Source organism: Uliginosibacterium sp. H1 (assembly GCF_036017065.1).
Lineage (GTDB): Bacteria > Pseudomonadota > Gammaproteobacteria > Burkholderiales > Rhodocyclaceae > Uliginosibacterium.
This window is the reverse complement of sequence record NZ_JAYXHR010000003.1, coordinates 128,665-139,946: the sequence shown is the minus strand read 5'-3', so window position 1 is coordinate 139,946 and position 11,282 is coordinate 128,665. Positions and strand designations below refer to the sequence as shown.

Annotated in this window: 9 protein-coding genes; 1 reads left to right on the top strand and 8 read right to left on the bottom strand. The window is 65.8% G+C overall.

Annotated features, from left to right (window positions below):
* Positions 1 to 7: 7 nt before the first annotated feature.
* A complete protein-coding gene (locus VVD47_RS17265) occupies positions 8 to 211 on the bottom strand; it encodes a (2Fe-2S)-binding protein (protein WP_327604755.1) in 204 nt (67 codons plus the stop codon).
* 203 nt (positions 212 to 414) lie between these two features.
* On the opposite strand from VVD47_RS17265, the gene VVD47_RS17260 reads away from it, so the two are divergent.
* Positions 415 to 1,131, top strand: a complete 717-nt coding sequence (locus VVD47_RS17260) for an META domain-containing protein (protein ID WP_327604754.1) — start codon at positions 415 to 417, stop codon at positions 1,129 to 1,131.
* Between the two features lie 21 nt (positions 1,132 to 1,152).
* Here VVD47_RS17260 and VVD47_RS17255 read toward each other — a convergent pair whose 3' ends face one another.
* The 7 genes from VVD47_RS17255 to glnE all read right to left on the bottom strand — a co-directional run bounded on the left by VVD47_RS17255 (position 1,153) and on the right by glnE (position 11,089).
* The gene (locus VVD47_RS17255; RefSeq protein ID WP_327604753.1) at positions 1,153 to 2,871 is read right to left on the bottom strand and encodes a bifunctional protein-serine/threonine kinase/phosphatase; all 1,719 of its coding nucleotides are present in this window, start codon (positions 2,869 to 2,871) and stop codon (positions 1,153 to 1,155) included.
* A 60-nt stretch (positions 2,872 to 2,931) separates the two neighbouring features.
* Entirely contained in the window at positions 2,932 to 4,146 is a 1,215-nt protein-coding gene (locus VVD47_RS17250; protein ID WP_327604752.1) for a nitrate/nitrite transporter, read from the bottom strand.
* 157 nt (positions 4,147 to 4,303) lie between these two features.
* Positions 4,304 to 4,615 (bottom strand): nitrite reductase small subunit NirD, encoded by a 312-nt coding sequence (nirD, locus tag VVD47_RS17245; protein ID WP_327604751.1) that lies wholly within the window; start codon positions 4,613 to 4,615, stop codon positions 4,304 to 4,306.
* A 143-nt stretch (positions 4,616 to 4,758) separates the two neighbouring features.
* Positions 4,759 to 7,212, bottom strand: a complete 2,454-nt coding sequence (nirB, locus tag VVD47_RS17240) for a nitrite reductase large subunit NirB (RefSeq protein WP_327604750.1) — start codon at positions 7,210 to 7,212, stop codon at positions 4,759 to 4,761.
* A 258-nt stretch (positions 7,213 to 7,470) separates the two neighbouring features.
* A complete protein-coding gene (locus VVD47_RS17235) occupies positions 7,471 to 8,088 on the bottom strand; it encodes a CatB-related O-acetyltransferase (RefSeq protein ID WP_327604749.1) in 618 nt (205 codons plus the stop codon).
* Positions 8,089 to 8,123: 35 nt separating this feature from the next.
* On the bottom strand, positions 8,124 to 8,417 hold the full coding sequence (locus VVD47_RS17230; protein WP_327604748.1) for a hypothetical protein: 294 nt from the start codon (positions 8,415 to 8,417) through the stop codon (positions 8,124 to 8,126).
* Between the two features lie 2 nt (positions 8,418 to 8,419).
* A complete protein-coding gene (gene glnE / locus VVD47_RS17225; protein ID WP_327604747.1) occupies positions 8,420 to 11,089 on the bottom strand; it encodes a bifunctional [glutamate--ammonia ligase]-adenylyl-L-tyrosine phosphorylase/[glutamate--ammonia-ligase] adenylyltransferase in 2,670 nt (889 codons plus the stop codon).
* Positions 11,090 to 11,282 lie beyond the last annotated feature (193 nt).

Genomic DNA, 11,282 nt, shown 5'->3' with positions numbered 1-11,282 from the left:
GGGGCGCTCAGGCCGCCAGCATGCCCATGCCGAAACCGGCCATCTCGCGCTGCTGGGCCTCGTCGGCGATCTCGCGCACCATCGGCAGGCACTTGCCGCAGCAGGTACCGCAGCCGGTTTCGAGCTGCATCTCGCAGACGGACGTCACCCCATCGCGTGCCAAGGCGCGCAGCTGGCGGTCGGAAACTCGTTTGCAGACACAGACAATCATTTGTCGAACCCTGGTACGGATCAGCCCGTACGGCGATCAAGTACGGTAACGATAATAATTCGCATTGATAAAATCAAGTCCACGGGTCGGGTGGAACGTTAAATCTTGCCCCACCGGACCTCGCTGTCCATCCGTCCGCGCGCCAGTGCAAGGCCGTCCAAGGCTGAGAGAATGCCTGCTCCGCCAGCCCGGTTTCCTTCCCCATGCCTGCTTCTGCCCTGCTTTCCCGTCTGGCCGCCCGTATCGGCCTGCTGACGAGCGCCCTGGCGCTGCTGAGCGCCTGCGCCAGCAATCCTGTGGATCCGGACGCGCCGGGCATCATCACCACCAATACCGTCTGGTATTGGCTGGGGAGCGCCACCCTGGCCAACTCCGTGACGATTGCCGATCCCAGTCTCTACTCCCTCGAACTGACGGGCAGCCGCGTCCTGATGAGAACGGAGGCCCAGATCCGTGCCGACTGCAACCGCGGCACCGGCAAATCCGACACCAGCCACGAGGGCCGTATCTGGATCGAGAAGATCGCACTCAGCCGCGCCATGTGCCCACCCGGCTCACAGGACGCGCGTTACCTCAACGATCTGGAGTTGCTGGCTCAGGCCGAAGTCCGTGGACCGGTGATGCGTGTCGAGCAAACACAGATCGGCAATGTCAGTTACTTTTCGCGCGACCCGAAAACCCGCATGGCGGTGTACCGCTGCGCCGGTACGGCTGACCTTCCGGTCGCGTTGATCAACGGCGACACGCTGCGCCTGTGGTCCGCGGAAGGCTTCGAAATACTGACGCGCAGTCCCGCCGCCTCGGGTGAGCTTTTCGTCAATGGCGGCACGGCGTTCCACAGCAAGGGGCGCGACGCCTTCGTGGAGCGCAACGGCGTCAAGGTCTTCAGCGATTGCCGGCAGGTTGGCGATCCGCGCTGAGGCAGCTTCGTCGACCGCAGCTCAGCGCAGGAACAGCAGCGCGGCCAGCACGAGGTTGAGCAACAGGGACAACGCGGCCAGCAGCTTCAGCCCGAACTGCGGGTCGCGTTCCATCAGCGGACGCTTGCGCGGCACCTGCAGCGGCCGATGGGCGCCGTGTTCCAGCGCCAGCAGGAATTCCTCCGCCGTCTCGAACCGCCGCGCCGTATCGCGCGCGCAGGCCTTCAGCAGCACCGACTCCAGCCACTCCGGCAGATCCGGCCGGTAACGCGTGGGGGGCACCGGGTCGCCGAAGCGCGGACGCTGGAAGGGCTCCACCTCGCCATAGGGGTATTTGCGCGTGGCCAGCTCATATAGCGTCACACCCACCGCATAGAGGTCGCTGGCCTCGTTGCACTTGCCGCCGTTGAACAGCTCCGGCGCCATGTAGCTCGGCGTCCCCGGATTGTTGATCTCGTTGAATTGCTCGTCGGCACCGGAGTCCGACGCCGCGACGCCGAGATCGAGGATGCGCAGGCGCCCGTCGGCACCCAGGTGGATGTTGTCGGGCTTGATGTCGCGGTGGACGATGGACAGGCGATGCAGCGCCGCCAGCCCTTTGAGCAGTCGCGCACCGAGATCCCCGATCTCCGCCACCGAGAAGCGATGGCCGCGTGCCAGCCGCGCTTTCAGCGTCTCGCCCTCGTGCCAGCTCATCAGGTAGTACAGGTGCGCGCGCTGCGGCCAGGTGATGACCTGCGGAAATGCGGCATCGACGACCCGTCGCGTCAGCCACTCCTCGTGCGCCAGCGCCGCGATGTCCTGCGCATCCGCCTCGGGCCTCAGGGTCTTCATGACATGCAACGCGCCATCCGCCGCGCGCACCCGGTAGAGCATCGTCACCCGCGACTCGTGCAGGCTGTCCACCACCGTCAGGCCGTCCATCTCCTGCCCTGGTTTCAGCAACGGCGGCAGCGGCAACTCGCTCACACGGGCCAGCGCGTCACGCAGGGAGTCCTTCGGCAGTTGCGCCACGCGCAGCACCAGCGCGCTGCTGTTGTCCTGGCTGCCGGAGGCCACCGCGGTGTCGGCCAGTGCGAAGGCAGCCTCCTGCGCGTCGGTGAAACGCTCGACGATAGCCTGGATGCGCGCATCGCGCAGTGTCGCCCACACGCCGTCGGTGAGCAGGATGAAGGCGTCACCTTCCACCAGCTCGCCTTCCATGAAGTCGATGCTCAGCCGCGCATCCAGCCCCACCGCGCGCGACAGCACGGTGTCGAGTTCCGGGTGTTCCCACACGTGGTCCTGCGACAGGCGCTTGAGCTGGCCATCGCGCAACAGATACAAGCGGGAGTCGCCGACGTGGGCGGCGTACCAGCGACGGCCGCGCAGCACCAATGCGGTCAGCGTGGTGGCCATACCGGCGGCCTGCTGCCGCTTCTGCGATTGCGAGAACAGCCAGCGGTTGGCCGCGCCGATCACCTTGTCAAGCGCCTGCGGCACGGCCCAGGTGTCGGGCGTGGCGTAGTAGTCGGACAGCAGGCTGCGCACGGTGAACTCGGCGGCTTCGCGGCCATCGGCATGCCCGCCGACACCGTCGGCCACCACCGCCAGCAGGCCCTTGTTGTCGAGCTCCGCACCTTCCGGCGTGACGGCACCCAGGAAGTCCTCGTTGCGCGCGCGCGGTCCCGTCAGCGAGGCATGGCCGAAGTGGGCGATCAGGGCGTTGGTCATGGTGGCGGGCATTTCGGTGGCAGGCATTTCATGTGAAAAGGCCCTGCTTCGCAAGAAGCAGGGCCATCAGGCGGATGGAAAAACCGGTCAGATCTTGGCGGCGGTGAGGTGCGCGGCACCCCAGGTGGTGCGCCAGCGCGTCTTCACGCCGGTAAGGCCGATCAGGGCCAGCACGGCGAGCGCCGCGAAGATCAGGAAGCCGGTCTGGTAGCTGCCGGTCACCTGCTTGGAGTAACCCAGGCTGGAGGCCAGGTAGAAACCGCCGATGCCGCCGGCCATGCCGACCAGGCCGGTCATCACGCCGATCTCCTTGCGGAAGCGTTGCGGCACCAGCTGGAACACTGCGCCATTGCCCATGCCGAGTGCCAGCATTGCGCACACGAACACACCCGCTGCCGCCCATACCGTCGGCATACCGAAGCTGACGATGACCAGGAAGGTGGCAGCCAGCGCGTACATCAGCGACAGGCTCTTGATGCCACCTACGCGGTCGGCCAGGTTGCCGCCGATCGGACGAACCATGCTGCCGGCGAACACGCAGGCGGCGGTGAAGAAGCCGGCGGTCTTGGCGTCCAGCCCGTACTGCGCGTTGAAGTAGATGGTCAGCGACGAGGCCAGGCCGGAGAAGCCGCCGAAGGTCACCGAGTAGAAGAACATGAACCACCAGGCGTCACGATCCTTGAGGATCTTGAAGTAGTCCGACATCGGCTTCGGCGGCGGGCAGTCGGGCGCATCCTTGGCGACGATGAGGTAGAACACGAAGACGATGCCCAGCGGAATCAGCGCGAGGCCGAACACATTGCCCCAGCCGAAGGCCATGGCGAGGCTGGGTGCGAACAGCGCGGCCAGCACGGTGCCTGAGTTGCCGGCCCCGGCGATGCCCAGCGCGGTGCCCTGGTGCTCCGGCGGATACCAGCGCGAGGCCAGCGGCAGCGCGACGGCGAAGGACGAACCGGCCACGCCGAGGAAGGCTGCCAGCACCAGCACTTCGTTGAAGCTGTGGATGCCGAAGTGCCAGGCGAAGAACAGTGCGGCCATCACGATCACCTGGCCGATGGCACCGGCGAGCTTCGGCTTCAACTGATCGACCAGCACGCCCATGACGATGCGCAGCAGCGCGCCGGTGAGCAGCGGCGTCGCGACCATCAGGCCCTTCTGCGCGGGCGTGAGGCCGAGGTCGGCGGCGATCTGCACGCCCAGCGGGCCGAGCAGCACCCACACCATGAAGGCCAGGTCGAAGTAGAGGAATGCGGCCAGCAGCGTGGGAGTGTGGCCAGCCTGCAGGAAGGACTTTCTGTCCATGAAACGCTCCATCGTTGGAGATTGCGCGTCGGTTCGACGCTGATCGGCAACCCCGGCTTCATCGCCGGCGCGCCATCGGAATCCGCAGGGCCCTGGCATGCGCGACCTGGCCCCTTGGCCCTCCTCCGACAAGGCGGAGGAGAGAGAAACTGAACGGCTAGACGGACAGGAACACCGTGCCCTCCTCCACCTTCACGGCGAAGGGTTTCGTGCAGCCGACGTCGGGCGCCACCGCCTCACCAGACTCGAACTGGATCTTCCAGCTGTGCAGCGGGCAGGTCACCTGCCTGCCATGCACGATGCCCTGCGACAGCGGGCCACCCTTGTGCGGGCACTTGTCGTGCAGCGCGAACACTTCGTCGTCGGAGGTGCGGAAGACGGCGATGTCGCCATGCTGCTCGCTCTTCACGACGCGCGATCCCAGTGAAGGAATGTCGGTCAGCGCACAGATCTTTTTCCAGTCGGCCATGGTTGCAACCCTGATTCGCGAAGCGTGTTGTACGGCTTGTTAGAGCTTGTTGTTCTGGAGCCAAAGACACAAAGAGCGCGGGGCTGCAGGCAGAGGCCAGGTTTCTCCACCTGCCTCCCCACGTCTTTGTGTCCGGTCGTTTTCTATTGGATGGTGATGTCCTCGAAGGCCTGCCGCAGACCGGCCTCACCGCCGCGTGACGCACGCTCCAGCCACGGGTCCTTGTAGTCCTGCAGGGCGTAGAGCAGGCGCTCGTAGAGGGCCTTGCGGTTGTCCGCGTCGTCGACGACCTTGCTCTTCACGTACTCCAGCCCGACGCGCTGCACCCAGTGCACCGTGCGCTCCAGGTAGAAGGCCTCTTCGCGGTACAACTGCAGGAAGGCACCGGAGTACTCCATCACTTCGTCGTCGTCCTTCGCCTTGCAGAAGAACTCCGCGACTTCGGTCTTGATGCCGCCGTTGCCCGCGACATACAGCTCGTAGCCGGAATCCACGCCGATGACACCGACGTCCTTGATGCCGGCCTCGGCGCAGTTGCGCGGACAGCCAGAAACGGCCAGCTTCACCTTGTGCGGGCTCCACATGCCGAACAGCATCTTCTCCAGCTTCACGCCGAGGTCCATGGAGCGCTGCGTGCCGAAGCGGCAATGCTCGGCACCGACGCAGGTCTTCACGGTGCGGATGCTCTTGCCATACGCGTGGCCGGACACCATGCCGGCGTCCGCGAAGTCCGCCCACATCTTCGGCAGGTCTTCCTTCTTCACGCCCAGCAGGTCGATGCGCTGGCCGCCGGTCACCTTCACGGTGGGCACCTTGTACTTCTCGGCAGCGTCGGCAATGGCACGCAGTTCGTTCGGCGTGGTGAGGCCACCCCACATGCGCGGCACCACCGAGTAGGTACCGTCCTTCTGGATGTTGGCGTGGGCGCGCTCGTTGATGAAGCGCGATTGCGGATCGTCCTGGGCCTCGTGCGGCCAGGAGGAGATGAGGTAGTAGTTCAGCGCCGGGCGGCAGCTCGCGCAGCCGTTGGGCGTCTTCCACTCCATGGCGTGCATCACTTCCGGAATCGACTTCAGCTTGAGGTCGACGATGGCCTTGCGCACTTCGCCATGCGAGTGGTCGGTACAGGCGCACACCGGCTTGTTGTTGGAGTCCGCCGGCGTGTAGGCGCCACCGATGGTGGAAGCCAGGATCTGCTCGACCAAGCCGGTGCAGGAACCGCAGGAGCTGGACGCCTTGGTGTGCTTGCGCACGTCATCCAGCGTGAAGAGGCCGTTCTCCTTGATGCTCTTGACGATGGTGCCCTTACACACGCCGTTGCAGCCGCAGACCTCGGCGCTGTCCGGCATGCTGGCCGCGATGTTCTGGCCCTTGTGGCCGGCATCGCCGAGGTGGCTCTTGCCGAACAGCAGGTGGTCGCGGATGTCGGCGACGTTCTGGCCGTCGCGCAGCATCTGGAAGTACCAGGAGCCGTCCGCCGTGTCGCCGTACATCACGGCGCCGACGATCTTGTCGTCGCGGATCACCACGCGCTTGTATACGCCGATGCCGGGGTCGGAGAACACGATGTCCTCGGTGCCCTCGCCGCCGCTGAAATCGCCGGCCGAGAACACGTCGATGCCGGTGACCTTCAGCTTGGTGGACGTCACCGAACCCTGATAGCGGCCGATGCCGTACATCGCCAGGTGGTTGGCGCAGACCTTGGCCTGCTCGAACAGCGGCGCCACCAGGCCGTAGGCGATGCCGCGGTGGTTCGCACACTCACCCACGGCGTAGATGCGCGGGTCGTAGGTCTGCAAGGTGTCGTTCACCACGATGCCGCGGTTGCAGTGCAGGCCGGCCTTCTCGGCCAGCTCCGTGTTGGGGCGGATGCCGGCGGCCATCACCACCAGGTCGGCCGGCACGATGTCGCCATCCTTGAACTTCACGTGGGTGACGCGACCGCCCTCGTCCCCCATCAGCTCTGCCGTCTGCTTGGGCAGCAGGAACTTCATGCCCTTGGCTTCCAGCGCCTTCTGCAGCATGGTGCCGGCGGTCTTGTCGAGCTGGCGCTCCATGATCCAGTTGCCGATGTGCACCACCGTCACGTCCATGCCACGCAGGGCCAGGCCGTTGGCGGCCTCCAGGCCCAGAAGGCCGGCACCGATGACCACTGCGTGCTTGTACTTGGCAGCGGCGTCGATCATCGCGTCCGTGTCGGCGATGTCGCGATAGGAAATGACGCCCTTCAGCTCCTTGCCGGGCACCGGCAGGATGAAGGGGTTGGAGCCGGTCGACAGCAGCAGGCGGTCGTACTCGGCTTCCGTGCCGTCTTCCGCGATGACCTTGCGGGCCTTGCGATCGATGGTGACGATCTTCTTGCCGGTGTGCAGGTTGATGCCGTTGTCGCTGTACCAGGCCAGGTCATTCAGGATGATGTCCTGGATGGTCATCTCGCCGGCCAGCACCGGCGACAGCAGGATGCGGTTGTAATTCGGGTGCGGCTCGGCGCCGAACACGGTGATGTCGTACATGTCCGGCGCGATCTTGCGCAACTCTTCGAGCGTGCGGACGCCGGCCATCCCGTTGCCGACCATCACGAGTTTCAGTTTCTTCATTTCCGGGCACCCTGGCGAAGTACGCTCATGGGCCAGTCAAAAGCAGCGTCCGTGCCATTAGACGCAAATCATTGAAAGACATTGATTTACGCCGGGAAAGGCATTGCGTAGCGTGACGGGCACCCGCTCCGGATACGGGGCAACCCCTATGCAGAACAAACACTTAGGCCAGAACGCGACAAAGCGTCGGCGCGGTGCATTGCGCACCATAAGAAAGCACGTATGAACTTTATTGGCGCAAACGCATAAGGCCCGCGGTCAGGGGCCGGTAGCGGCCTCCGCTGGGCTTTCGACAACTTGCAGGAAGTCCTCGATGCGGTCGGAAAGCAGTAGTGGCAGATGCGCGCGCAGGCGCGCCTCGTCCCAATGCCACCACTGCACTGCGAGCAGTCGCGCGATGGTGGCCTCGTCGAAGCGATGCCGCACTACGCGCGCCGGGTTGCCCACCACTACAGCATAGGCCGGAACATCACGACTGACCACCGCACGCGCGCCGATCACCGCGCCATCACCCACCGTGACGCCGGACAGGATCAGCGCATCGGCGCCGATCCATACATCGTGGCCGATCAGCACATCGCCCCGCGTCGCCGGGTAGCCCACCGGCCGCGGCACGCCCGCCCACTTTTCCGCGAAGGGAAACGTACTCACCCAGTCCGTGCGGTGGTTGCCCCCGAGCAGGATGCGCACCCCGGCGGCGATCGAGCAGTAGTTGCCCACCACCAGCCGTGCACCTTCGCCCCAGGCACGCACCTCGAAGTCATCGTCGGCGTAGCTGCCGGTGCCGAAGCAGTGCTGCGGGTAGCGCTGCGCCAGCGTCTTGCGACGGGCGATCAGCCAACGGTCGTAGTGAGTCTTGATGAACCGGCGCAGCATCTCTCTCAAACCTCACCGCGCCAACGCGCCAACGCTCATTTCTTCGCGGCGCCTGAGTAGATCACATATCCAAGCACAAGCTTGTCGGCATGCATAGCCGTAAAGCACCAGACCTTGTGCGTGGTCTCCACTTCGGTGAGTCCAGTGTTTGCCACGCCCAGTGCAACGGCCTTCGCCATCCCCTTGCTTCCACGTTCATACACGCGCAACCGCTTCACGGACAAACACCACTCCGCGATGGCCTGATCCTCATCTTCTGCAGTGACCTGGCTGATGTACGAGCCGCCATCGTGCTCTACGTGGATGGTGTATCGCCGCAGACGAGCCATACCTATTCCCCGAACACCAGCTTCCACAGCCGGATCACCACCTCGCGCGCCTCCTGCAGGGCGCTTTCGTCCACCACGTTCTTCTGCTCGTTGAGGCGCTGCAGGTGCTGGGCACGACGCAGGGCCCGGTAGGCGTCCGCCGCTTCGTGCGCGGTGTCGGCGGGAATCAGGCCGATGTTGCCGGCAAGGCGCAGCAGCGCGATGTTGCCGATGTTGCCGGTCAGCTCCGGCCAGGTCGGCGCGTGCGCCAGCACCAGGTACTGCACGATGAACTCCACGTCCACCAGGCCGCCGGCGTCGTGCTTCACGTGGAAGCCTTCGTTCTTGTTGGCGAAGGCCTCGCGCATCTTGACGCGCATCGCCAGCACCTCCGCGCGCAGCTTCGCCACGTCGCGCGGCTCGGTCAGCAATTCGTGGCGGATGCCTTCGAAGGCGCTGCCCACCTTCGCGTCGCCCGCGCAGAACCGCGCCCGGGTCAGCGCCTGGTGCTCCCACACCCACGCAGACTCGCGCTGGTACTGCTGGAAGGCTTCCAGCGAGGACACCAACAAACCGGAGTCGCCGTTCGGCCGCAGGCGCAGGTCGGTCTCGAAGAGGATGCCGGACGGCGTCTGGCTGGACAGCCAGGTGCTGATGCGTTGCGCCAGCCGTGCGTAGTTGGGCTGCGCGTCCTCGTGGTCGTCGTCGTAAATGAACACCAGGTCGAGGTCCGAGGCGTAGCCCAGCTCCTTGCCGCCCAGCTTGCCGTAGCCGATGACCGCGAAACGCGGCACCTCGACATGACGTTTGGGCAGACGCCGCCAGCACTGGCGCAAGGTTTCGGCCAGCATGATGTCGGCCAGGTCGGACAGGTGATCCGACACGCGCTCCAGGGTCAGTACGCCGGCGAGGTCCTGGTTGAGCAGACGGAACACCTGGGCGTGGTGCATCTCGCGCATCACGTCCATCTGCCGCTCGGTGTCGTCACCCAGCGCATCCATGCGCGCGGCCAGTTCGGCGGCGAAGACGTTGCGGTCCTGCATCTGCTCCAGCAGGCGCGCGTCCAGCAGCTCGTCGAGCAACAAGGGATGGCGGGTCAGGTACTTCGACGCCCAGCTCGATGCGGACATCAGCGCCACCACGCGCCCCAGCGCCGCCGGGTACTGTTGCAGCAGGGCCAGATAGGCCGCGCGGCGGCAGATGGCCTCGATTAGGTCGAGCACGCGCTGCAGGGTCTCGTCCGGGTTCGGGCAGGCCGCGCAGAGCTCCAGCGCGCGCGGCATCAGCGCGCGCAAGCGGCTGCGCGCGTCGTCACCCAGGCTGCGGTAACGGCTACCCTGGCGGAAGGCGTTCAGGCGCTCGGTGCAGGCTTCCGGCTGTGCGAAACCCAGCGCCTCCAGGCGGTCGCGCAGTTGCTCCGCATCCGGCGGGCCTTGCCACACGGCGTCCAGTTCGTGTTCGTCCGCGTTCGGGTCGGAGAACACGTCGTCGAAATGGCGGCCGACCTGCGCACGGTGACGGTCCAGCACCACCATCATCGATTCGAAGGTATCGAAGCCCATGCCGGCGGCCAGCATCGAGCGGTCGGAGGCATCGGACGGAATGTTGTGGGTCTGCGCGTCCTCGAAGTACTGGATGCGGTGCTCCAGCCGGCGCAGGAAATCGTAGGCGGCGCACAGCTCGTCCACCGTCGCGCTCGGCAACAGGCCGCGCGCCTCCAGCGCGTTCAGCACCTGCACGGTCGGGCGGATCTGCAGGCCGGGGTCGCGCCCGCCACGGATCAGCTGGAACACCTGGGCGATGAACTCGATCTCGCGGATGCCACCCGGCCCCAGCTTGATGTTCTCCGCCATCTCGCGGCGCGCCACCTCCTGGCGGATCTGCGCATGCAGTCCGCGCATCGCGTTGATGGCACCGAAGTCCAGGTACTTGCGGAACACGAAGGGCCGCGCGATCTGCGCCAGCTCGTCGTGGCGTACGCCTGTCAGCGCACGCGCCTTGATCCAGGCGTAGCGCTCCCACTCCCGACCCTGGGCGATGAAGTACTGCTCCAGCATGTCGTAGCTGGCCACCAGCGGGCCGGAGTCGCCATTCGGGCGCAAGCGCATGTCCACGCGGAACACGAAGCCCTCCGCCGTCAGCTCGGACAGCGCCGCGATCATCGCGCGCCCCAGCCGCGTGAAGAACTCGAAGGCGCCGACCGGCCGCGCACCATCGGTCTCGCCGTCCTCCGGATACAGGAAGATCAGGTCGATGTCGGAGGACACGTTCAGCTCCCCGCCGCCGAGCTTGCCCATGCCCACCACCACCATCTCGATGACCTCGCCCGCCGCATTGCGCGGCAGGCCGTGGCGGGTCGCGAGCTGGGCGGTCAGCACGCGCTGCGCCGTCTCCACCGCCACCTCGGCCAGCAGGGTCATCGCCCCGGTGACTTCCGGCAAGGGCGCCAGCCCGGCCAGGTCGCGCACCATCGCATGCGCATACACCCAGGCCCGCAAACCACGCAGGCGCGGCCCCAGGGTGTTGTCATCCAGCGGCGAAACGGACAGGAAGGTTTCCAGATCCTGGCGCGTCAGCGCACGGTCGATGGACGCCGCCAGCATCGGCACGAGCTCCGGCCGCGCGGAAAACTGGCGGCTCAGGTAACGGCTGTGCGCGGCGGCGAGGGAAAGGTGGCGGTCGATGTCAAGCATGGCGGCAGGATACCAGTGGGCATGCGCCAACCGCGTTGCCAACGTCGACAACCACTAAGGCCTCCCAAAGCCACTTGTCAAACCTCCTGCCTTTCTGGAAACGTCCTGCCGGAGTCGTGCCATGCATTGCACGGCGCCAAGCCCGTCACAATGGGCAATTATTGCCTTCTAGCAACCACCAGAAGAGGAACAG